The sequence below is a fragment of the Nocardia transvalensis genome (assembly GCF_015477765.1).
Classification (GTDB): Bacteria; Actinomycetota; Actinomycetes; order Mycobacteriales; family Mycobacteriaceae; genus Nocardia; species Nocardia transvalensis_A.
This window is the reverse complement of the sequence record NZ_JADLQQ010000001.1, coordinates 504046-527036: the sequence shown is the minus strand read 5'-3', so window position 1 is coordinate 527036 and position 22991 is coordinate 504046. Positions and strand designations below refer to the sequence as shown.

Here is a 22991-nt window from a genome sequence, read left to right as displayed (position 1 = left end):
CCCTCCCGCGTCTCGGCGTCCGCGCGGGCTGAGTGTATCGACGTGGTCTCGGCCTAGGGCGCATTTCGGCCGGTTTGTCGGGACGGCAAAGAATTCACCATTACGAACGGGCGGCGGTTGCGGGTATCGTCGGGATCGGTCGTCTGTGAAACGTTTCCGCCCGGGCGGCGGATAAATCGACCGGTGGGGGGAGGTGCCGAGTGCGCCGAGCCCTACGATGTACCCGGCGGTGCCCGGCAGCGCCGCCGTCGCGGTCCCTGTCCTGCTGCCCCCTCATCGGCAGGGCGGGGATCTGCATCCAATTCGTTGCGCTCGTATTCCGGATCGAGAGGGCGCGCAGGGACCATCCGACACAACGAGGTTTCGGGAGCTCATGCGACAGTCGACCGAGTGCGAGGAGCCGAACTGGATCGATTACGGCGAATTCGGTGAGCGTTTCGTTCGCCGCGCGGTGACCCCGGCCCGCATCGAGGCCGCGGTATCCGGCATGGCCGGCAAGGGCATGACCATCGGCCCGTTCTCGCTCGGGCCCGCCGGATTGGCCGGTCTGGTCGCCGAGGGCAGCGTGGGCAAACCGGTGATCGCCCGCAGCGGTCCCCAGGTCACCTTCGAGGTGCGGGTACCGGTTTCGATGCATGTCACCGTCACCCTGGGTGGACAGCGGCTGCGGTTGGAGGCCCTGGTGGAAATCGACCTCACCCTGCATGCCCGCACCGCGGATCCGCTGCTGATCGTGATCGATGTTCCGCGTATCCGCTCCCGCGACGTCAGTTTCGTCATGCGGGCCCAGGCCGTCGGCGCGGGGTTCGAACTGCTGCTGGATCCGATTGCGGCGCTGGTGCAGCGCGAGGTCGCCAACCGGCTCAACGCCATGATCGCCGATCCGGCGGCCCGGCGGGGGCGGGTGTTCGATGTCGAGGCCATCATGAACGGCACGCGCTCGCAGTATCTTTCGCAGGAGCGGTTCGACTGGATCGACTACGCCGAATTCGGTCGCCGATTCTTCCCGCGCATCGTCACCGCGGCCCGCGTCCGCGAGGTGGTCGAAGGGCTGGCCGGGCGCAATATCGAGGTCGGCCCCATTCGCACCGGCCCGCGCGAGGCCGCGACGGTCGAGGTGAAAGGGACGGTGCGGATGCCGCGCCTGGACGAGCGCGCGGGCGAGGATCCGGTGTCGTTCGATCTGACCCTGCCCGTGGAGCTGGACATCACCGTGGATGTGCTCAAGGCCAACCGGTATCGCGCCGAGGTGGAGATTCCCCTGGTTCTCGTCGCCCGTGCCGCCGATCCCCTGCTCATCGTCATCGACGCGACACCGCCCGAGCCCGACCTGATCGCCGTCGACATGCGAGCCGAGGGGTGGCGCGCCAAGACCCTCGGCGCCCTCGCCGGTATCCGCAAACAGATCGCCGCCCAGGTCGCCGCGGTGATTCGCCGCGAACTGGCCGACCCCTCCGGCCGCACCATCGACGTCGCCGCCCGCCTCGACGCCATCGCTTAGGCGGAACGCCGGGCGGAGCCCTCTTCCTTTTCCTGCATGCGGGTGGGGCTCCTCGTTTCTTTCCGGCATGTTTTTGGCCGGAAGTTACTTGTGGTGTTGATGTGTCTCATGAGCCTGGCGGTTCTGGTGTGCATGTGGTGAAATGAGTCGTCGTTCGAGACTCCCGGCGCGCAGATGGCATCGGCGGATGTCGTCGGGGAAGGTGCGCCGGGCACGTCGGCAGTTCCACCGCGTGAAGGAGGTCGTCGATGCGTTCCGTTCCGATGTCCCGACGCGCACTGCTGGGCTGTGCCGCCGGTGCGGCCGTGGCCGCCGGTGTCACGGCCTGGGCTCCGGCGGCGACTGCCGATCGGGCCCGGTTGGGCACCTTGCTCGACTACGCCGGTGGCGTGCCCGCGGCCGCGGCCATTCGCGATGCCGGGCACATCGGAGTCATCCGCTACGTCTCGGACCGTCGCCCGGGCGCGGAATGGATGGCGGGAAAACCGCTGCAGGCGCGGGAGGTCGACGCGCTGCGCGAGGCCGGACTGACGATCGTGTCCTGCTACCAATTCGGCAAGGGCCCGACCGCGGACTGGCGCGGCGGACTGGAGGCCGGTAAGAAGCACGCCGACCGCGGCCTGCAGCTACATCGCGCCGCGGGCGGGCCGGACGGCGTCCCGATCTACGCCTCCATCGACGACAACCCCACCCCCGCCGATTTCGCCACCATGATCGCGCCCTACCTCGCGGGTTGGCAGTCGGTGGTGGGCAACGAGAACCTCGGCGTCTACGGCAACACCCCCACCATCGATCTGGCCCGCGCGGCGGGCCTGGGTTCCTGGTACTGGCAACACAATTGGGGCACCCCCCGCGGCGTCGTCCACCCCGCCGCCAACCTTCACCAGTTCGAGATCGACAAGCGCACGGTGGACGGCGTGGGCGTCGACGTCAACGCCATCCTGACGCCCGACTACGGGCAGTGGTGATTACTTACGTCTGGCAGTGACAGGTCGGGTCGAGGGTCAGGTCCGGTTCGTCGGGGACTACGCGCAGGACCGGTTGCAGTTCCGGGGCGTCGCGATTGCCCATCCAGGAGAACAGGGACCAGCGCGACAGGCCGGAGAATGCCGAGCCCAGGCTGAAGAACGAGCCGACCGAGCCGACCGACAGCACCGATCCGACGCTGCCGATGGACAGGATGGAATAGGCCGAACCGATCGACAGGATCGAACCCTCGGAGCGGATCGACAGAATCGACCGGTGCGAGCGCGTCGACAACACCGATTTATACGAGCGACGCGACATCACCGACCGGCCGGAGCGGCGCGATCGGAGGGAATCCGATTGCGGCCGGACCGAATCCGGGAGTGCGGATACTGCGGACCGTTCGATCTGATCGACAGTCGCCATAATTAGCGGTCTACCACAGCTCACACCCGCTCGACGGGGATTGGGGCAAAAAGCCCGCCGGTGTCGTCTCCGGGCCTGGATCTACCCCTGGGCCTGCGGTGCGGGCTGTGCCGCCGCCTGCGGCGCACCCGGCGAGACGGTGAAGAATCCGAGAGTCGGCAGGAACGCGCAGCTGATCGGCGGCTGGTCGGCGGCCGGTTGGGTGGTCAGCGAGCCCGAGACGACGGCGACGATCCGGCCGGGGCCGGTGTCGGCGATCGCCGACAGGGTGGCCGGACCGTCCGGGTTGATATGCGCCTCGTCGGTCAGCGGCAGGGTGCCGCCCTGGCGGGTGTCCAGGTTCAGCCACTGCACGGTCATCGGCGGGTTCTGCTGCGGCGTCAGGCCCTTGGTGCCGAGCGCGGTGAACACGAAACCGGCCTGTCCGGCCTGCGGGCCCGGCGGCGGCAGTTCGGCCGGACCGGGGACCGCGAGCGCGGTGCCGATCGAATCGCGGCCCGGGCCGATGCAGCCCCGGCCGATGCTGGGGTAGAGGAACTGCGCGATCGCCGGACCGTCCTTCGGCAGGTCGGGCCCGCCGCCGTTGCTGCCGCTGAGGAAGGCGATGATGGCCTTGAGGGTCTGCTTGATCTGCGGCGGCAGGCCCGCCGACTCGAGGATCTGCTGCGCCTGCTCGAGGATGGTCTGCTGGGCGGGGGAGGCGATGTCACCGGCCTGGGCGGCGGCGCCGACGATGGCAGGTGCCAGCGCGGCCAGCGCGTCGACCGGAACACCCTCGGGGACCAGCGGGACGGCCGCGGAGCTCTGCGGCTTCGGGGACGGAGCGGCGACCGCGGTCGTCGACGCGGCGAGACCGGCACCGGCCGTCAGGGCCAGCACGGACAATGCGAACCGCGTTCCTCTGCTGCGAAGCACTGGTGTAGCCGTCCTTAACCTCGGGAACCTCATCGTGGGCGATACGGGCCGCATCGCTGCGCGTCACTTTAGGGTTCGAGTCCTGCGTTGTACAGCCGTCGATGTGATCTTGCCTTCACTTATTGGTCGAGTAATCAAACCGGGCAGTGCGCTATCAGAAGATAGCCCTATCTCCTGTGACTGAAGTGATCAGAGATACAAATGTTACAAAAGCGACGAGAGGCTCATCCTGGAATCTCCCGTGCCGCTCGCGCCGGTAATCTTGTCCCCGCCCGCCACCCGACCCGAAAGCTTGCGTGCCGTGAACCGACACCCTCGACCGGCCCATGCAGCAGCGCTGGACGGGACCTGTGACCTCGGAACTCGTGGGCGCCGCATCGCCCTTGCCGCCCTGGGTCTGTCGGTGCTGGCGCGGCTGCTGTGGATGCTGGTGGCGCCCAACGGGATGAACCTGGTCGACCTGCACGTCTACGTCGGCGGGGCGGCCGATCTGGGCACCGGCCATCTCTACGACTTCACCTATGCGGAGAAGACACCGGACTTTCCGCTTCCGTTCACATATCCGCCGTTCGCCGCGGTGCTCTTTTATCCGCTGCACTACCTGCCGTTCACCGTGGTCGCGGTGGCGTGGCTGTTGCTGATCGTGGCGGCGCTGTATGCGGTGGTGCGGCTCAGCTTCGCCTTCCTGCTCGGTGCGGCGGCGCGCGAGTACCGGTACCGCACAGCGGCAATCGGCTGGACCGCCCTGGGGCTGTGGCTCGAACCGGTCCGCACGACGATCGACTACGGGCAGGTCAACGTCTTCCTGGTGCTGGCGGGCATGGCCGCGGCGTATTCCGCGCGCTCCTGGCTCTCGGGCCTGCTGGTCGGTATCGCGGCCGGAGTGAAGCTCACCCCGGCGGTCACCGGGCTGTATTTCGTGGCCCGGCGGCGCTGGGCGAGCGCGGTGTGGGCGGCCGTCGTCTTCGCGGCGACCATCGGGGTCAGCTTCGCGCTCTCACCGACGGAGACCCGCACCTACTTCGGGCCGCTGCTCGGCGACGCGAACCGGATCGGGCCGGTGGGCTCGGTGTGGAATCAGTCGCTGCGCGGTGCCCTGAGCCGCCTGCTCGGCCACGACGCCGGATCGCCGTGGCACGCATTCGGGCACCGCATTCCGTTCGGGCCGTGGTGGCTGGCGGCGGTGCTCGTGGTCACGGTCCTGGCCTGGTTCGCCTGGCGGGCACTGGGTTCCGACGATCGCCTCGGCACGCTGCTGGTGGTGCAGCTGTTCGGGCTGATGGTCTCGCCGATCTCCTGGTCGCACCACTTCGTCTGGCTGCTGCCGCTGATCCTGTGGCTGCTGTACGGGCCGCTGCGCGCGGCCGCGGGCGCTCGGGTGCTGGCCGGTTACTGGCTCGTGACCACCCTGATCGGCGTGCCCTGGATCCTGTCGTTCTTCCAGCCCACGATCTGGACGATCTCCCGGCCGGGCGTGCTGTCGTGGCTGGGGGCGGTCGACGTCATCGGGGTGTTGGTGTTCTACGTGTGGCTGATACGCACCGGTGCCCGGCCCGAGCAGCGGACCGGGGCCGGAACGCCCGCGGCCGACGCTGCCCGCGCCGGGTAAGCCCCCTAACTCTGCTGGGCCAGCCGATCGATCTCGTGCGCCAGCGCCACATCCAGCTGGGTGAGCCCGCCCGCGGAGTGGGTGGACAGCGTGAAGGTGACCCGCCGCCAACGGATATCGATATCCGGATGATGGTTGGCCGCCTCCGCGGCGGAGGCGACGCGGCGGACCAGTTCGATCCCGGCCAGAAACGACGGCGCCTCGACGGTGCGGGCGATGCTGTTGCCGGTGTGGGTCCAGTCGGGGAGGTCTTCGAGCGCGGTGGACAGTTCCTCGTCGGTGAGCAATGAAGTACCCATACCCCCGGTTCTACTCTCCGGCTAGGCCGCGCGCGCCTGCTTCAACGCCTTCTTCAGATCCTTACCGCACACCCCTGCGGCCTCGGCCTTCTTCATGCGCATGATCACGACAGGGCATTTCACGCAGCGCGTCTTCTTCCGACAGCACTTCTTCTTCGGCTTCAGGCTCGAGACCTTCTTCGCCTTCACCTTGCCCATGGTAGGTAAGCGTACCCTAACCCGAGCGCCCGAATTGGTCCCCTTCCGGATTTCGGTACTGTGTAGCTGGCCGCATGCCCGGTGAGTCGTGACCGCACCTGTCTTGCAGATCCCTCTACGGCGAGGGTCGGCCGCATCACTTCATTCAGCAGGAGGATTCAAGGTGTCGTCTGTCGAGTTCCGTAACGTGGCGATCGTTGCGCACGTCGACCACGGCAAGACGACGCTGGTCGATGCCATGCTCAGGCAGTCCGGTGCGTTCGCCGAACGGGCCGAGCTCGTCGACCGGGTGATGGACTCGGGCGATCTGGAACGCGAGAAGGGCATCACCATTCTCGCCAAGAACACCGCGGTGCACCGGCACAACGCCGACGGCAGCGTCACGGTGATCAATGTCATCGACACTCCCGGCCACGCCGATTTCGGCGGTGAGGTCGAGCGCGGCCTGTCCATGGTCGACGGTGTCGTGCTGCTGGTCGACGCCTCCGAGGGCCCGCTGCCGCAGACCCGCTTCGTGCTGCGCAAGGCGCTGGCCGCATCGCTGCCGGTGATCCTGGTGGTGAACAAGACCGACCGGCCCGACGCGCGCATCGACGAGGTCGTCGAGGAGAGCCACGACCTGCTGCTGGACCTGGCCTCGGATCTGGACGACGAGGCCTCCGAGGCGGCCGAGCTGGCGCTGGACCTGCCGGTGCTCTACGCCTCCGGCCGGGAGGGCAAGGCCTCCACCAAGCGCCCCGAGAACGGCAACGCGCCCGACGCCGAGAACCTCGACGAGCTGTTCGAGGTGCTCCTGAAGTACGTGCCCGCGCCCAAGGGCGATGCCGCCGCGCCGCTGCAGGCCCACGTCACCAACCTCGACGCCTCGCCGTTCCTGGGCCGCCTCGCCCTGGTCCGCATCCACAACGGCACCCTGCGCAAGGGCCAGAACGTGGCCTGGATGAGCGCCGAGGGCACAAAGAACGTCAAGATCACCGAGCTGCTCAAGACCGTCGGTGTGGAGCGCAATCCGGCCGAGGAGGCGATCGCGGGCGATATCGTCGCGGTGGCCGGTATTCCGGAGATCATGATCGGGGACACGCTCGCCGATCCGGACAACCCGGTTGCGCTGCCGCGGATCACGGTCGACGAGCCCGCCATTTCGGTCACCATCGGCATCAACACCTCCCCGCTGGCCGGCCGCAACGGCGGCAAGAAGCTCACCGCCCGGCTGGTGAAGGCCCGTCTGGACCAGGAACTGGTCGGCAACGTGTCGCTGCGCGTGCTGAACACCGAACGTCCCGACACCTGGGAAGTGCAGGGCCGTGGCGAGCTGGCGCTGGCCATTCTGGTCGAGACCATGCGTCGCGAGGGCTTCGAGCTCACCGTCGGTAAGCCGCAGGTAGTCACCCGGACCATCGACGGCAAGGTGCACGAGCCCTACGAGGAGCTCACGGTCGACGTGCCCGAGGAATACCTCGGCGCGGTCACCCAGCTGCTGGCCGCCCGAAAGGGCAAGATGGTGCAGATGACCAACCACGGATCGGGTTGGGTCCGAATGGAATTCATCGTGCCCTCACGGGGGCTCATCGGCTTCCGCACCGACTTCCTCACCGAGACCCGCGGCACCGGCATCTCCAACGCCGTATCGCACGGGTACGCCCCGTGGGCCGGTGAGATCCGCGCCCGCCACACCGGCTCGCTGGTCTCCGACCGGTCCGGTTCGGTCACCCCGTACGCGATGATCCAGCTCGCCGACCGCGGCACCTTCTTCGTGGAGCCGGGCGCCGACACCTACGAGGGAATGGTCGTCGGCATCAATCCGCGCTCGGAGGATCTCGACATCAACGTCACCCGCGAGAAGAAGCTGACCAACATGCGCAGCGCCACCGGTGACGTGCTGGAGACCCTCGCCCGTCCGATGGTGCTCGACCTGGAGGGTGCGTTGGAGTTCTGCGCGGCCGACGAGTGCGTCGAGGTGGGCCCGGATGTGGTGCGGGTGCGCAAGGTCATCCTCAGTGCCACCGAGCGTGCGCGAGACCTGTCCCGCCGCAAGGCCCGCGACCGCGCCTCCCAGGGAGCCTGATTTCGCACCGACTCCTTTGGGAGGCAGGACTGTAGAGTGCCGGACGTGAAAACGGGGGCAAGCTTGCGCGCGATGCGGCGTGCGGTCGTGATGCTGCTGGCGACACTGGTGACGGTGCTCGCCGGCTGTACCGCGAATCCGCCGCCGCCGATCGAGAGCACCGACAGTCCCAAGACCACGCCCGCCAAGCCGACCAAGAGCACGGTGGTGGTGGCGGTCGACGACATCGGGATCGGATTCAATCCGCATCTGCGGTCCAACCAGTCGCCGACGACGAATGCGGTGGCGTCCATGGTGTTTCCGAGCCCGTTCAAACCGGTGCCGTCGCCGACCGCGCCCGGCGTGACCGACTGGGTGCCCGACAACGCGCTGATGGTGTCGGCGGATGTGACCGCGCAGGCGCCGTTCACGATCACCTACAAGATCCAGAACCAGGCTTCCTGGTCCGACGGCGCCCCGATCGCGGCCGAGGACTTCCATTACCTGTGGCAGCAGATGATCAGCCAGCCCGGTGTGGTGGATCCGGCGGGCTATCGCCTGATCTCGGATGTGGCATCCTCCGAGGGCGGTAAGACGGTGACGGTCACCATGAATGCGCCCTATCCGGCGTGGCGGGAGCTGTTCACCGATCTGCTGCCGTCGCATCTGCTGAAGGATTCGCCCGGCGGCTTCCAGCGCGCGCTCGCGGTGGAACGCGGGCTGATCGACCAGAACCCGATCTCGGGCGGTCAGTTCCGGGTCAAGCAGGCCGATGCCGGTCGCGAGGAGATTTTGCTGGAACGCAACGACCGGTACTGGGGTACTCCGGCGGTGCCCGATCAGATTCTGATGCGCCGCGGCGGAACTCCCGCCCAGCTGGCCGAATCGCTGCGCTCCGGCGATGCGCAGGTGGCTCTCGTGCACGGCGGTGCGGCCCTGCAGGCGCAACTGGCCGCCATTCCGGCGGTCCGCACGGCCGTGATGCCGCAGGCCCGTGAGATGCAGCTGACGCTCAACGCGCGCACCGGGGACCTGGCCGATGTGCGGGTGCGGCGCGCGGTGCTGGCGCTGCTGGATCCGGCGCTGCTGGCGACCGTCGGTGCGCAGACCGGAGCCTGGGTGGAACCGGCTCGCGCCCAGGTGCTTTCGCCCTCGGATCCCGGCTACGTGCCGACCGCCCCGCCGCGGCCGTCCGCCGACGAGGCGTTCGCCCTGCTCGCCGAGGCCGGATTCGGGCGGGCGCCCGAACCGCCGCCGCAGGGCATCTCGCCCACCTCGCCCGCCCCGCAGCCGCGGCCGGTGGCCAGGAACGGAAAGACGCTGACCATCCGCATCGGCGCGGTGGACAAGGATCTCACCACGCTCGCGGTCGCCAACACCGCCGCCGATCAGTTGCGCAGCGCCGGTATCGACGCGAGCGTGCGCAGCCTGCCCGCCGACGAGCTGTACGGCAAGAATCTGCTGGACGGCACCGTCGACGCGATCGTCGGCTGGGAGCAGGCCGGACAGGATCCGGCCACGGTGCTGGCCTCGCGCTACGGCTGCCCGCCCGCCCCGCCGGTACCGCCCGACGACGGAACCGCGCAGCTCGAGGCGATGCGCAAGGCGCCGAGCAACATCTCCGGCATCTGCGATCCGGCGCTGCAGGCGGATATCGACAATGCGACCCGCGGCCTGGACGTCCCGCGGGTGCTGGGCGATGCCGAGCCCAAGCTGTGGGAGCTGGCGACGGTGCTGCCGATCATGCAGGACAACGGCGTCGCCGCAGCGAGCTCGCGGATGGACGGGGTGTCGCTGAGCGGATCCATTCAGACCGGCATCTTCGGCGGCGCGGCGACGTGGCGGCGGCTGTCGTGAGTGGTGGGGCACTCGGTGGTCTCCTGCTGGTGCACGCGCACCCGGACGATGAATCCATCACCACCGGCGGCACCATCGCCCACTATCGCCGTCGCGGGGTGCCGGTGACCGTGGTGACCTGCACCCTCGGCGAGGAGGGGGAGGTCATCGGCGAGCAGTGGGCGCAATTGATCAGCGCCGAGGCCGATCAGCTGGGCGGGTACCGCATCGCGGAATTGACCAGGGCGCTGGCGGAATTGGGGGCCGGACCGCCGCGGTTCCTCGGCGGCGCGGGCCGCTGGCGCGACTCCGGAATGACCGGCACTACCGCCGACCCGCGCCCGATGGAGCCGGTGCACCCGCGGGCATTCGTGAGCTCCGGCGCGGCCGCGGTCGAGGCACTGGTGCAGGTGCTTCTGGAGCTTCGGCCGCAGGTGGTGATCGGTTACGACCCCCGCGGCGGATACGGGCATCCGGATCACGTTCGCGCGCACCGGGTCACCATGGACGCGGTCGACGCCGCGGCCGAACGCGGGTGGGCCACACCGAAGGTGTACTGGACCGTCACCGATGCCACGGTGCTGCGCCTGCACACCGAGGCCCTGGCCCGCCGGACCGTGGACCGCCTACCGGGCGCACTACCCACCGGCTGGCGCCTCCCCGCCGAGGGCGAATTACCCTGCGTCCCCAGCGATTCGGTCACCACCACCATCGACGTCTCCGACGCGCTGGCCGCCAAACGAGCGGCCCTGCGAGCCCACGCCACCCAAATCAGCGTCGCCCCCTCCGGCCGCGAGTTCGCCCTGTCAAACAACGTCGCCCAGCCGGTCCTCCCCGAGGAGCACTACCTCCTCGTCCGAGGCCGCCTCGGCCCGGCGGGCCCCGACGGCCGCGAACACGATCTGTTCGCCGGCCTGAGCCGCCCGAACTGACCTACGGCACAACGAATCCGCCTTCGTAGCGGTACGGCAGTTGTATTCCGTTGCGCCGCAGTCTGGTTGGCTCTACTGTGGTGTCCGGTGCCGGGCAATCTCGTGATTGAGGGGGGTCGATCCATGCGACGGATGATCGGTGCGATATTCGCGGCGGCCGTGCTGACGGGCTGGGGCGGGACCGCCGTGGCGGCCGAGCCGGTCGAGACGAACCGCGCCGCACTGCAGCAGGCGATGAACGAGGTGATTGCCGCCGGTGCCGTCGGCGTGCAGGTGCGCGTGCACGATCAGCAGGGCGACTGGACCGGCAGTGCCGGAGTGGCCCAGCTGGGTCGTCCGGAAGGGGTGCCGACCGATGGGCGATTCCGCATCGGCAGTATCTCGAAGACCTTCGTGGCGACGGTGCTGCTGCAGCTGGTCGGCGAGGGCAGGCTCGGACTGGACGATTCGGTGAGCCGCCACCTGCCCCAGTTCGGGCTGGACCCGCGGATCACCGTCCGGATGCTGTTGCAGCACACCAGCGGGTTGTTCAACTACACCGGCGAGCAGGATCCGGACGGAACGCTGGTGCCCGGGCTGTTTCCGCAGTCGGGTAAGGCGGCCGTGGACGCGTTCTTCCGTGACTATCGGCCCGCGGAACTCGTGCGATTCGCGCTGAGCAAGCCGGCTCGATTCGACCCGGGCGCGGAGTGGTCGTACTCCAACACCAACTACGTTCTGGCCGGACTGCTGATCGAGAAGATCACCGGCACGCCCTACGGCGCGCAGATCTACGGCCGCATCGTGGCCCCGCTCGGCTTGTGGGGCACCATCGTTCCGGGCAGTTGGAACGGAATTCTCGGCCCGCACGCCCGTGGCTACCTCTCGTACAGAGAGGGCGATGCCGTGAACGTCGTCGACTTCACCAATCAGAATCCGTCCTGGGCCTACGGGGCGGGCGAGATCGTCTCCACCACCCAGGATCTCGACACCTTCCTCGCCGCATTACTCGGTGGCAGACTCCTCCCGCCCGCTTTGCTTGCCGAGATGCGTAGCGAGCGTGCGATCGGACCGCACGGCGGTTACGGTCTCGGGTTGATGCGCATCGCACGGGGCCCCGGCTGCGACACCGTCGGCCACAACGGTGGGCTTCCCGGTTATCAGTCGGACATGTACAGCACGGTCGATGGAAGCAGGCGCGTCGAAGTGTCGGTTACCCACGGGCCGGGAATCGACCTCGAGGACCCGGCCGCGTTGAAGAAGTTCGGACTCGCCAGCGAGAAGCTGACCAATACGGCTGTCTGCGGCGACTGACTTCGCCGCGGACCGCACTCGAGCGCCGCCTACACTGACCCGCATGTACAACTGGGCCCTGCAGGACGCCATCGTGGCGTTCGTCGAAAGCCAGAAGCCGCACTGGCAGGCACAGCACGATCTCTACCTGTCGGCGCTGTATGCGTTCGTCGATATGCAGAGTCACCTGTTGGCCCTGCTCGGCTTCCCCCCGGTGCCGTGACGGCGGCCTCGATCGACCGGGTGGATACGCCGGTCGCCGGGCGCGGCCGGGGGTGGTCGGTGCTGGGTGGGGCGCTGGCGGCCCTGCTGGTCTTCGACGCCGTGCTCTCGCTCGCGCTCGAGGTGCTGTATCTGCCGACCTATGTCGGTGGCACGCCGGTGCCGATCAGCGCGGCCGCCGCCGCGGTGGGCAATGTGCTGCTCGTGGCCGGGATGGGCGTGGTGGTCTCGCGCCCCGCCGCCATGGCGCTGCCGTTGATCGCCTGGCTGCTCGGCTTCCTGATCTGTTCGACCGCCGGGCCCGGCGGCGACGTCCTGCTCACCGACGACTGGAGCTCCCCGCTGCTGCTGGCGTGCGGCCTCATCCCCGCGGGGTTCTACCTGTTCCGCCGCGCCTTCCCCGCCGCCTCCTGAACCTGTTACAGCGAATATTCGTTATCCGTAGTTGAATTGCGATGTTTTCGTTACTCTCTCTCGCTGTACGGGACAGGCACTGCCGATGGTGGTGCGCGAGGAGGTAGGGCGATGCATCGTCTGCCGATGGCTGGGGGGAAGCGTGGGCATCTCGGCCGTCTCTGATCGGATGGGCAAACCGGCTGTGGGCACGGCACATTCGAGCCGGCGCGGGGTCCGCGGCCGGATCGGTGTGCGGGTGCGCCTGCTGGCGATCGTGCTCATCTCCAGCGTCACGCTGCTCGGTATCGGCGTCGGTGCGGCGTCGTATCTGGTGAAATCCGGTCGGGCCGCGAAGGAATGGGCCGAGCTGGCCAGCAGCACCACCACGCCCGCCATTCTCATGGTGCAGGCGTTCGAGGAGGAGCGCCGGCTGTCGCTGCTGTATCTGGCCGGTGACCTCGACGCCGCGAAATCCCTTGCGGCAGCGCGGAAGAAGTCCGACGAGGCGCTGGCGGCGGTGATGGCCAAGGGCGATGCCGCCCGCAAGCTGAACCCGAGCGGCGCCAAATCCGATATCGAGGGTTACAACAAGCTGTTCGCCATGGTCCCGCAGGTGCGCGGCGGCGTGGATGCCCGCCAGGCGCCGCCGGAGCAGATCTTCGGATTCTTCACCCAGGTCATCGGGACCATCATCGCCGCATCCATGCTGGCCGCCCGCGTGGCGCCGGACGCCGATATCGCCATCGAACTGGGTTACGGCGTGGAACCGCTGCGCGCGGCCGAGGCGCTGTCGATCGCCGACACCTTGGGTGCGGTGGCGCTGACGCTCGGCACGTTGTCGCCCGCGCAGCTGAGCGAATTCACCAGCCATGTCGGCGAATTCCGCGGCGAGATCGCCTATTCCGGTGCCGTGCTGAAGGATCGGCGTCTGGCCCAGCTGAAGGAGATCACCGCGGGGCCCGCTTATCAGCAGGTGATCGCGATGCAGGATGCGATCACCCAGCGCGGCGCGGTGGCCGCCGAGGACGCCCCCCGCACGCGGTCCACCCCCGAACCCGACCCGCTCCCGATGACGACGGCGGCCTGGCAGGAGGCCTCCGGTCAGGTGGTGTCGGCACTGCTGAAGCTGTGGGAGGACCAGAGCCGCGACGCGCACGTCATCGCCCGCGAGCGGGGCGATCAGACCGCGCAGAAGTCGTTGCTCGGCGGTGCCGCGGTGCTGGTGATCGCGGTGCTGGCCTTCGTGGCGGCGCTGCTGCTGGCCAACCGGTTCATCGGCCGCATGCGTCGATTGCGCCGCGACACCCTGGAATTGGCCGATGAGCGACTGCCCGACCTGATGCGCCGACTGGGTGAGGGCGAGAACGTGGATTCGAAGGCGGAGGTGTCGCGCCTGGATTTCGGTACCGACGAACTCGGTCAGGTGGCCGATGCCTTCAACCGGGCCCATGTCGCGGCGGTCTCGGCGGCGGTCGCCGAGGCCAAGACCCGCACCGGCGTCAACGCGGTATTCCTCAATATCGCCCACCGCAGCCAGGTCGTGGTGCACCGTCAGCTCGCCCTGCTCGACCAGGCCGAACGGCAGGAGGAGAACGCCGATCAGCTCGAGCTGCTGTTCCAGCTGGACCACCTGGCCACCCGCGCCCGCCGCAATGCCGAGAATCTGATCATCCTCGGCGGCGAGCAGCCCGGCCGCCGCTGGCGCAAGCCGGTGCCGCTGCTGGAACTGGTCCGCAGTGCCGTCGCGGAAAGCCTGGACTACACCAGGATTCAGACCGGCCGCATTCCCGAGGTGCACGTGGCGAGCAATGCCGTCGCCGACCTGATCCACCTCATGGCCGAGCTGATGGACAACGCCACCGCCTTCTCGCCGCCGCAGTCGCGGGTGGAGGTGTCCGGTGCCGTGGTCGGGCGCGGTGTGGCCGTCGAGATCGTCGATCAGGGCCTGGGCATGACGGATGCGGAACTGGCCGAACGCAATGCGCTGCTGTCGAATCCGCCGGACTTCAGTGTCGCCACCCTGTCCAGCGATACCCGGCTCGGGCTGTTCGTGGTGGCGAAACTGGCCACCCGACACGGTGTTTCGGTGCGGCTGAACGAATCCGTCTACGGCGGCGTGCGGGCGATCGTGCTGATCCCGACCGCCCTGCTGCAGTCGGGCGTCGACCGGGCCGACGAACAGCCGCACGACCGGCTGGAGTTCGCCGAAGCCCCCTCCCCGGCGCCCGAGCCCGAGCCGGTGCGCCGTTCGGCCTGGTTCACACCGGCTTCCGAGCAGCCCCGGCCCGAATTACCGCGGCGCCGCCGCCAAACATCCGGCCCGGCAACGGAAACGGCGCTGCCCGCGCTCGCTCCGGTGCGACAGCGATCGGCCGACGAGGCCCGTAACCTGATGAGCGCCATCGAGAACGGAACCCGCCGGGGTCGGAGACCGTCCACCGAATCCGATTCCACCGCAATCCCATCCACTCGACGAGAAGGCAACGATGACCACTTCCCAGCGAACTGACCTCGGCTGGCTGCTCGACGATCTGATCACGGGGCTGACCGGCGCCCAGTCGGCGGTGCTGCTGTCCACCGACGGACTGCTGCTCGGTCACTCGAATCAATTGGACCGCTCCGATGCCGAGCGATTCTGCGCCATGGCGTCGGCCCTGCACAGCCTGGCCCGCAGCGCCGGTCACCATTTCAAGGCGGGCGGCGTCTGCCAGACCGTCGTGGAGCTCGACGAGGCGGTGCTGTTCATCACCGCCGCCGGTGCGAATGCCTGCCTGGCCCTGCTGGCGTCGGAGAACGCCGATATGGGCATGGTGGCCTACGAGATGAACCAGACCGTGCAGCGGGTCGGCACGCATCTGGCGGTCGATCCGCGGACCGACCCCGGCTCGAAACGGCCATGAACTATCCGCGCGAATCCTGGTACGAGGAGGACGCCGGTCCGCTGGTCCGCCTCTATGCCGTCACGCGCGGCCGGGGTCGCGTCGAGCGGCCGGAACTGAATATGGCCACGCTGGTGGTCGACGTCGGACGCGGCGCCGCCCTGCGCCGCACCGAACCGGAGTACGCGGCCATCGTCCGGCTGTGCCGCACCCCGCAGTCGGTGGCCGAGGTGGCAGCGCTGCTGCGACTACCCCTGTCGATGACCAAGGTGCTGATCGGCGATCTCATCGACGACGGCCGTTTGGCCCACCGCTCACCGCAACCCACCATCAGCGCCGACTCCGACCTGGGCCTGCTTCAGGCGGTCCTGAACGGCATCCGCGCACTCTGAGCACCGCACCCGGTACGTTGGTGCCGAATGGAATCGAACGGTGTCGAGGAGATATTTGTGACAGGCCAGACTGTTTCGGTCCGCCTCGCGACGGTGCAGGACGTGCCGCGTGCGCTCGAGACGCTGGGGCAAGCGTTTCGCGACTATCCCTACATGCGTCACATTCTGGCCGCCGACGATCACCAGCGCCGCGTCACACAGATGCAGGCACTGATGCTGGAGCGGATCGGGTTGCCGCACGGACGTGTGTGGGTGGCCGACGACTGCGCCGCGGTGGCGGTCTGGACGACGCCGGACAGCACGGGCGTGCTGGATGCCTTCGCCGAAATCGAATCGCGGATGGTGGAGTTGGCCGGGGATCGGGTCGAGGCGATGCGGGAGGCCGAGCAGGCATTGTCCCCGCACCGGCCCACCGAGCCCACCTGGTTCCTGGGCGTGGTCGGTGTCGATCCCCAGCTGCAGGGGCGCGGCCTGGGAAAGGCGGTCATCCGTCCGGGCCTGGCCGAGGCCGACCGCGCCGGGCTGCCCGCCTATCTGGAGACCTCCGACGAGCGCAACGTCCACATCTACCGCAGCCTGGGTTTCGAGGTCACCGCGGAGGTCGAGCTGACCCGCGGCGGGCCGCGCACCTGGAGTATGGTGCGCGAGCCCGCGACAGCGTAGGCGCCCTTCAGGCCAACTGGGCGGCAAGGCGTTTCGCGTTCATGTAGGCGATTGCCTCGATCGTGACCATGGGGTTGACTCCGGAGGCGGTGGGGAAGCAGGAGGCGTCGGCGACGACGATATTGGGCACCTCCCAGGTCGCGCCGTCCGGGTTGGTGGCCGAGATGCCCGCGGAGCCACCCATGCGGGCCGAACCCATGATGTGCAGCGCGCCCATCGAGCATTGGCCCGGGCCGTATCCTGCGGCCCGGCAGGCGGTCGCGAATTCGGCGTGCGAGCCGCCGCGGCCGGGCTCGTAGCCGATTCCGGCCTGGTGCCCGGAGAAGATGCGGCGTGCCCCGGCGGCTTCGAGAATGCTTGCGGCGCCCTCGATTCCGGCGTGCATGTGGGCGGCGTCGTAGTCCGACAGCCGGTACCTCACCACCGGTTCGCCGCTGCCGTCGACCGACACCGTGCCCGGATCGCGGTCGCGGGTGATGATGCCGATCGCGTTGGTGCGCGCGAAATCGAGCAGGGTGTCGCGATGGGCGTCGGCGCCCCGCCAACTCATGAAGCCGGTGGCCATGCCCGGATGGATGGGCCCGGTCTCGTAGATGACGCCGTAGCCCTTGCCGTCCAGGTCGGCGTGCCGGCGACAGATGCGGCCCTGCAGGGCCCCTTCCCACGGCCGGATCTCCTCGTCGAAGACGCCGAACACCGCGGCGGCCGGATGCAGGCGCAGATGACGGCCGATGTTCCTGTTGCGCAGCCCGGAACGCCGCAGCAGGGCCGGAGTCTGAATGGCCCCGGCCGCGACCACGACGGCGCGAGGGTGCACCTCGATGTCGACCCCGTCGGCGGTGACCGCCGAAACACTCTCGGCGCGGCCGTTTTTCACGCCGATACGGCGCACATCGGCATCGACCACCAGGCGCGCGCCGCGCGCGGCTGCGTCGGCGAGCCAGGTCTTGGTCACCGATTGTTTGGCGCCGAGGCGGCAGCCGTAGCCGCATCGACCGCATTCGACACCGGCGTCGCAGGCGTCGGTGACGTTGCGCGGCAACGTATCCACCTCCCAGCCCAGGGCCTGGGCGCCACGCTCGAGCACACTGTCGCGTGCCGACAGCGGAGACCGCCGGTCGGTGACGGCGAGCCGCTGCTGCACCACCTCCAATGCCGCACTGAATTCGGCCTCGGCGAACTGCGGTGTGCCCAGCTCGGCCCATTCCGCCCGGACATCATCGGGAGTGGGCAGCGAGGTACTCCAGTTGACGACCGTGCCGCCGCCCAGGCAGGTGCCCGCGACCAGGGTGATCTGGCCTTCGGCGGACGAGGCGCCCGGTGCATAGAGCTGCTGCAGGCCCGCGAGTTCCCCAGCGCCGAAATCCCGGTCGTCGTAATAACTTCCGCGCTCGAGCACCACGACGTCCAGGCCCGCCTCGGCCAGCACCGCCGCCGCGGTACCCCCACCGGCGCCCGACCCGACGATCACGACATCGCAAGTGAGAGAGGTGTTTCCGGTATAGCGCAGGGGAGCCAACGCGGGCTGCGGGGCCTTCTGCAGCGGGCCGGCCGGGCCCGGATACCCGATCTCCTTCCACAGCGGATTGATACCCGACGGCCCGGGAGTCACGTTGTAGGACAACAGCGCTGCCTGTTTGAGCGCCTGGAAAATCGCGCGCACCGGTACGAGACGGGAATCGGCGAGACGGAGCAGCGCCTGCTCCCGCTCCTGCTGCGACAGGCCCGAGAACCGGCGAAACCCGCGCCCGGTGAACAACCCGGTCAGCGGCGAATCCCACAGATCCAGCAGCATCGCCAACTGCTTCTTGTCCGCTTCCCGGGGACTGCGCCCCAGCAGCCGAAATACCGTATCCACCGAACCCAGCTCGGTGGCCGAGGGCAATGTGAGCCCGTCCCCCGGTGTGAACGTATCGCAGATCATCCCCAGCGCGGCGCGCTGCTTGGCCGTAGGTTCCATGAAAACTCCACCCTTCCAACGCCAGCAGTGTTCTATCACGGCGCACGAATTCCCGCTCACCGATTGCGATCAGAGCCAGCCTAAATGCCGAAAAATGATCAGAATCAGCAATCACATGTGAGCGCTCTGGACCGCGGCCCCTTGCGCAGATGTGAGATAACTCACGCCCGATTTGTCCGATTACCGGTGTTCGCGGGTCCGTCATGATGCCTTGGCGATCTGCACGACGATACGAGGAGGACGCATGGACACGGAGCGAAATACGGGTTCCTGGAGGGATTTTCGACAACATGCGGAGGTGGCCACGGTGCTCGCCGGAGGGGTGCTGGTCGGGGCGATCACCATCTATCTGGCCGCGAGCCTGCTGCCGACCGCGGTGGAAGATATCGGCGGTGAGCGGTTGTATGCCTGGAATACAACGGTTTTCCTGGTCGCTCAGGTGGTCGGGACGCTGGTGGTGAATCGGCTGCTGGCCGGTCGTGGGGCGGTCGGGAGCTATCTGATCGGGTTCGGGGTGTTCGCCGCCGGATCGCTCGTCTGCGCGGTGAGCCCGATGATGCCGGTGCTGTTGATCGGGCGCGGGGTGCAGGGTTGGGGTGCGGGCCTGCTGACCGGGCTGGGCTTCGCCTCCGTCCATTCGGCTTTGCCGCGTGCGCTGTGGGTGCGGGGGAGTGCCTTGATTTCCGCGATGTTCGGGGTGGGAAATTTCGTGGGACCGGCCCTGGGCGGGGTGTTCGCCCAGTTCGGTTCCTGGCGGGCGGCCTTCGCTGTCCTGGCGGTTGTGGCCGTGATGATCGCGGCGGTCGTGCCGCGGTCCCTGCCGAAAGGGCAACGGTTGCAGGGGAAGTCGCCGGTGCCGGTCGCCGCGGTGGGGTTGGTGGTGGCCGCCGCCGCGGCGGTGAGTGTGGCCGCAGTGGTGCCGGGCGCGGTCGCGATGACGGTCTCGCTGGTGGTGGCGGTCGCCGCGGTGGTGGTCTTCGTGGTAGTGGAAAAGGGTGCAGAACAACGGATTCTGCCCGCGGCGACCTACCGGGGTGGATCGCCGCTGCGCTGGATCTACGCGACCATCATGCTGCTGGCCTCCGGGGTGGCCGTGGAGACCTTCCTGCCGCTGTTCGGTCAGCGGATGGGTGGGTTGCCGCCGATCGCGGCCGGATTCTTCGGTGCGGCACTGTCACTGGGCTGGTCGGCGAGCCAGATCGTCGTGTCCTCGGTCCGGCGCGACCGCACGATTCGGCTGCTGCGGATCGCCGGACCGGCGCTGTTGGCCGCCGGGTTCGCCGTACTCGCCGTGCTGCAACGCGACCACGCCTCGCTGCCCATGGTCCTGGCCTGGCTCCCGGTCCTGCTGATCGCGGGCGCGGGAATCGGTATCGCCATGCCGCATCTGTCGGTGGCGGCCATGACCAGCACCGCGGATCCGGAGGAGGGACGAACGGCCGCGGCGGCCATCGCCACGGTGCTGACCGTGTCGACCGCCTTCGGCGCCGCGGTCGCCGGGCTGCTGGTCAATGTGGGAGGTCCGGGCATGGCCGCATCCGCGCGCTGGCTGCTGGTCGGCTTCGCCGTCATTGCCGCGCTCGCGATTCCCACCGCCGTGCGCACCAACCGTTCGGCTCGGGTACCGGATGATCGAAGGGAGACGGTTCAGGCGTAGTCGGAGGTGGGCGTATGGCGACAGTGTCGGCGGAGATGGTCGAGGCGGTGCGGGACGGGGTGGCGGACAGATTCGGTTCCGACCTCGTCGCTCACGATCTGGCCCATCTCGACCGCGTGGCCCGGCTGGCCCGGCGCATCGCGCGGGAGGAAGGGCAGGACGAGGTCCTGCCGCAACTGATCGCCTACGTCCACGACTTCCACCGCATCGCAGAGCAGGAGCTCGGACGACCGGTGGCCTCGGAGGAGGTGCTGCCGCGGATCCGGAAGTTCTTGTACGACAGTGAGATTCCCGAGCCGGTCATCGACGAGGTGGAGCGCGCGGTGATATTCAACGAGCGCTATCTGATCAAGGGCGACAGCCTCGGCGGCGGCAGCAGTGCGGCGCGGATCGTGCGCGACGCGGACAAACTCGATGCCATGGGAGCCATCGGCATCGCCCGCGCCTTCATGTTCGGCGGTGCTCATCGGGCCCCCCTCTGGGATCCGGAGGCCGAACGGATGGCCACCTATCGATCCGGTCCGACGTCGTCGGTGATCGCCCACTTCTACGAGAAACTCGTCCGTCTGCCGCAGGAGATGCTGACCGATACCGGGCGTCGCCTGGCGGGGGAGCGGGCGGCGTTCCTCGTCGAGTACCTCCGCAGATTCCACGAGGAATGGGGTGATTCGGAGACGGCGCCGGTGAACGAACTCGACACTCAGCGGTGACCGAGCTGTCCCGGGGTGATCGTCTCGATCAGCTCCCAGGCCCGTTCCATCGGTACGTCGACCACGTGGTAGCGCTTCTTACCCGCGGCCGTGGCCGCGATGAGCGTGGCAAGTCCGGCGCGGCGCTGGAAATAGGTCTGGCGGACGGTCCAGCCGATGATCCCGGGAGCCTCGAGACAGTCGCGGTCGCGGTCGAGGGAGCCGTTGCGGGTGATGAGCCAGGTGGGGCGCGAATCCGCGGCCGGGAGTACAGCGTGGCCGAGTCCGCGGTAACGATCCTGCGCCACCGCGGCCGCGATGATCGCGAACAGGGCCAGCACGATCCATACCCACACCGGAATGCCCACTCCGGCAATGGTTACCGCCAGCAGCGCTACGGCCGCCGCGGCCACCGGTCCCAACGCGCGGGTGTAGCGCCGACGGCGTGCGCGCGGACCGTGCGGCACCAATTCGATCAGCGCCGGTGCCGCCGCGTCGAGCTCACCGGCGGTATCCGGCGTGCTCTCGGCCGGGGCCGGTTTCGGCCCGATGCTGAGCAATCGGGCCAGCGTGCGATCGACGGCTCGGCGCGGGGCCTGCGGCAGAATCTTCTGCCGCGGACTGGTTCCCGTCATGATCGCCTCGAGCTCGGCGGCACCGGCCAGCCGCAACAGCAGCGGCTCCTTCACCGTGGCGCCGCGTAACCGGGCCAGATCCAAGGTGATCTGCCGGGTGGTGAACAGGCCGTGCCGGATGTGCAGGGTGGCACCGTCGTCGAGGACCCGCAGCCCGAAATAGGTTGCCAGGTAATGCGCGCAGGCGGCGACCGCGGTGATCGCCAGCAGCGTGACGATCCCCACCAGCACCATGACCGCGAGGAATACGGCGCCGCGCGCACCGAGCCCCTGCACCGTCCGCGAGTCGACGACAACCTCGGCCACACCGTATTGGAACGCCAGACCCACGATCGACCCGACGATCGCCAATCCGGTCAGCGACAGCGGCGCATACCGCACCCAGGCCGGTTGCCAGTGCGCGATCTCGACACCCTCATCCGGCCTCGGTTGTTCGCCGGGTTCGGCGGTAACATCGTGCACCACAACGTCTTCCGGCTCCCTCGACAGGAGCAGGGCACGCAGCTCGGGAACCTGCCGCGCGTCGACCCCGTCGAGGTGAAACCCCTCCTCTCGGTCGGCCTGCTGCCCGGTCCCGATCGCGAGGACCGCCAGACCCAGCACCCGGTGCAGCAGATCGGCCTGAACGTCGACCGACCGAATCCGTGACCGCGGCACCGTGAGCGTCCGCCGCTGCAGCAGCCCGCGTCGCAACTCCACATTTTCCGGTCCGATCCGATAGGTGGTGGTGAACCAGCGCGTCAGCGCCAGGCCTACGATCACCGCCAGCGCCACCAGCCCCCAGACCGGATTGTCGCTGCGGGTGCCGACGATCACCGTCACCACCAGCACCGGTATGTAGCGGACGACCTCGCGCACCGGATGCACCAGCAACATTCGCTTGTCCAGCCGCTGCCACGCCGCCTGCGCCGCCGCCGTCTCGGTCATGTGGCATCCCCGCGGTGCGCCGCGGCGACCTCGGTCAGCTGCGCGACCGTCCGTTCGGCCACCGGTAGGTCCAGTGCGGTGATTCGCACCGCGCCCGCCGAGGAGGCCGTCGTCACGGTCACCGTCGCCAGCCCCAGCAGCCGCTCCAGCGGCCCGCGTTGGGTATCGACGGTCTGCACCCGGGTGATCGGAGCCACCCGGCTCTCCTGGGTGAACCACCCCGTACGGGTATAGACGGCCTCGTCGGTCACCTCCCAGCGATGCACCGCATACCGCCACAGCGGCACCACGCCGATGGCGAACGCCGCCGCGATCAGTGAGACCGCCACGACCGCCGCCTGCAGGGCCCGGTGGCCGTCGTCGACGAACACCCACACCAGTTCGCCGATCAGCACCACCACCCACCCGATCGCGGGCCCGAGCGCCCACAGCAATTTCGCCCGTGAGCTGGGCCGCCAGGCGGGCCCCGCCATGATCGTCGGCGCCTGCGCGCCCGGAAATTCCGGTGCGCCCGGATTGTTCGGTGGTGCCATGCTGCCATGGTTCCACGAACCAGCCGTGTCCCGGAATCGG

Annotated in this window: 22 protein-coding genes; 15 read left to right on the top strand and 7 right to left on the bottom strand. The window is 68.7% G+C overall.

The genetic code is table 11. The features are described 5' to 3' along the window. Positions 1–373: 373 nt before the first annotated feature. Both IU452_RS02365 and IU452_RS02360 read left to right on the top strand, forming a co-directional pair. Positions 374–1501, top strand: a complete 1128-nt coding sequence (locus tag IU452_RS02365) for a hypothetical protein (protein WP_195107178.1) — start codon at positions 374–376, stop codon at positions 1499–1501. Between the two features lie 248 nt (positions 1502–1749). Further along, positions 1750–2469 carry a DUF1906 domain-containing protein gene (locus IU452_RS02360; protein ID WP_195107177.1) on the top strand — a complete coding sequence of 240 codons (720 nt, stop codon included), beginning with the start codon at positions 1750–1752 and terminating at the stop codon, positions 2467–2469. Between the two features lie 4 nt (positions 2470–2473). On the opposite strand, the gene IU452_RS02355 is transcribed toward IU452_RS02360, so the two are convergent. Continuing rightward, entirely contained in the window at positions 2474–2788 is a 315-nt protein-coding gene (locus IU452_RS02355) for a hypothetical protein (RefSeq protein WP_195107483.1), read from the bottom strand. A 186-nt stretch (positions 2789–2974) separates the two neighbouring features. Further along, positions 2975–3808: a hypothetical protein gene (locus tag IU452_RS02350; protein ID WP_195107176.1), complete on the bottom strand. Its 834-nt coding sequence runs from the start codon at positions 3806–3808 to the stop codon at positions 2975–2977. A 337-nt stretch (positions 3809–4145) separates the two neighbouring features. Between IU452_RS02350 and IU452_RS02345 the strand changes: the two genes are divergently transcribed. Next, the gene (locus IU452_RS02345; RefSeq protein WP_228816517.1) at positions 4146–5417 is read left to right on the top strand and encodes a mannosyltransferase; all 1272 of its coding nucleotides are present in this window, start codon (positions 4146–4148) and stop codon (positions 5415–5417) included. A 5-nt stretch (positions 5418–5422) separates the two neighbouring features. Here IU452_RS02345 and IU452_RS02340 read toward each other — a convergent pair whose 3' ends face one another. Both IU452_RS02340 and IU452_RS02335 read right to left on the bottom strand, forming a co-directional pair. Then, entirely contained in the window at positions 5423–5716 is a 294-nt protein-coding gene (locus IU452_RS02340) for a 4a-hydroxytetrahydrobiopterin dehydratase (RefSeq protein WP_195107174.1), read from the bottom strand. Between the two features lie 21 nt (positions 5717–5737). After that, complete coding sequence (locus tag IU452_RS02335; protein ID WP_011211296.1) at positions 5738–5914, bottom strand: hypothetical protein; 177 nt, start codon at positions 5912–5914, stop codon at positions 5738–5740. 163 nt (positions 5915–6077) lie between these two features. Between IU452_RS02335 and typA the strand changes: the two genes are divergently transcribed. From typA to IU452_RS02285, 10 genes are all read left to right on the top strand, one after another. After that, positions 6078–7979 carry a translational GTPase TypA gene (gene typA, locus IU452_RS02330; protein ID WP_195107173.1) on the top strand — a complete coding sequence of 634 codons (1902 nt, stop codon included), beginning with the start codon at positions 6078–6080 and terminating at the stop codon, positions 7977–7979. Positions 7980–8051: 72 nt separating this feature from the next. Further along, on the top strand, positions 8052–9815 hold the full coding sequence (locus tag IU452_RS02325) for an ABC transporter family substrate-binding protein (protein ID WP_195107482.1): 1764 nt from the start codon (positions 8052–8054) through the stop codon (positions 9813–9815). Beyond that, the gene (mshB, locus tag IU452_RS02320) at positions 9812–10726 is read left to right on the top strand and encodes an N-acetyl-1-D-myo-inositol-2-amino-2-deoxy-alpha-D-glucopyranoside deacetylase (protein WP_195107172.1); all 915 of its coding nucleotides are present in this window, start codon (positions 9812–9814) and stop codon (positions 10724–10726) included. Before IU452_RS02325 ends, mshB begins: the two co-directional genes overlap by 4 nt. A gap of 123 nt (positions 10727–10849) precedes the next feature. Then, positions 10850–12019 carry a serine hydrolase domain-containing protein gene (locus IU452_RS02315; RefSeq protein WP_228816274.1) on the top strand — a complete coding sequence of 390 codons (1170 nt, stop codon included), beginning with the start codon at positions 10850–10852 and terminating at the stop codon, positions 12017–12019. A gap of 43 nt (positions 12020–12062) precedes the next feature. Then, positions 12063–12221, top strand: coding sequence for a hypothetical protein (locus tag IU452_RS02310; protein ID WP_195107171.1), 159 nt, complete (start codon positions 12063–12065; stop codon positions 12219–12221). Beyond that, positions 12218–12634, top strand: coding sequence for a hypothetical protein (locus IU452_RS02305; protein ID WP_324192394.1), 417 nt, complete (start codon positions 12218–12220; stop codon positions 12632–12634). The genes IU452_RS02310 and IU452_RS02305 overlap by 4 nt, the downstream gene beginning before the upstream one ends. 169 nt (positions 12635–12803) lie before the next feature. Further along, positions 12804–15125 (top strand): nitrate- and nitrite sensing domain-containing protein, encoded by a 2322-nt coding sequence (locus IU452_RS02300; RefSeq protein WP_195107170.1) that lies wholly within the window; start codon positions 12804–12806, stop codon positions 15123–15125. After that, positions 15103–15516, top strand: a complete 414-nt coding sequence (locus IU452_RS02295; protein WP_195107169.1) for a roadblock/LC7 domain-containing protein — start codon at positions 15103–15105, stop codon at positions 15514–15516. Before IU452_RS02300 ends, IU452_RS02295 begins: the two co-directional genes overlap by 23 nt. Continuing rightward, positions 15513–15887 (top strand): DUF742 domain-containing protein, encoded by a 375-nt coding sequence (locus IU452_RS02290; protein WP_195107168.1) that lies wholly within the window; start codon positions 15513–15515, stop codon positions 15885–15887. Before IU452_RS02295 ends, IU452_RS02290 begins: the two co-directional genes overlap by 4 nt. A 57-nt stretch (positions 15888–15944) precedes the next feature. Further along, positions 15945–16550 (top strand): GNAT family N-acetyltransferase, encoded by a 606-nt coding sequence (locus tag IU452_RS02285; RefSeq protein WP_324192393.1) that lies wholly within the window; start codon positions 15945–15947, stop codon positions 16548–16550. Positions 16551–16557: 7 nt separating this feature from the next. Here the strand turns inward: IU452_RS02285 and IU452_RS02280 are convergent, their stop codons facing one another. Then, positions 16558–18510, bottom strand: coding sequence for a GMC family oxidoreductase N-terminal domain-containing protein (locus IU452_RS02280; protein ID WP_195107166.1), 1953 nt, complete (start codon positions 18508–18510; stop codon positions 16558–16560). A gap of 244 nt (positions 18511–18754) precedes the next feature. On the opposite strand from IU452_RS02280, the gene IU452_RS02275 reads away from it, so the two are divergent. Both IU452_RS02275 and IU452_RS02270 read left to right on the top strand, forming a co-directional pair. After that, the gene (locus tag IU452_RS02275) at positions 18755–20167 is read left to right on the top strand and encodes an MFS transporter (RefSeq protein WP_195107165.1); all 1413 of its coding nucleotides are present in this window, start codon (positions 18755–18757) and stop codon (positions 20165–20167) included. Between the two features lie 14 nt (positions 20168–20181). Further along, complete coding sequence (locus tag IU452_RS02270) at positions 20182–20877, top strand: HD domain-containing protein (RefSeq protein WP_195107164.1); 696 nt, start codon at positions 20182–20184, stop codon at positions 20875–20877. On the opposite strand, the gene IU452_RS02265 is transcribed toward IU452_RS02270, so the two are convergent. Both IU452_RS02265 and IU452_RS02260 read right to left on the bottom strand, forming a co-directional pair. Further along, positions 20868–22418 (bottom strand): PH domain-containing protein, encoded by a 1551-nt coding sequence (locus IU452_RS02265; protein ID WP_195107163.1) that lies wholly within the window; start codon positions 22416–22418, stop codon positions 20868–20870. The two genes, IU452_RS02270 and IU452_RS02265, sit on opposite strands and share 10 nt — an antisense overlap. Further along, on the bottom strand, positions 22415–22951 hold the full coding sequence (locus IU452_RS02260) for a PH domain-containing protein (RefSeq protein WP_195107162.1): 537 nt from the start codon (positions 22949–22951) through the stop codon (positions 22415–22417). The genes IU452_RS02265 and IU452_RS02260 overlap by 4 nt, the downstream gene beginning before the upstream one ends. Positions 22952–22991: the final 40 nt, after the last annotated feature.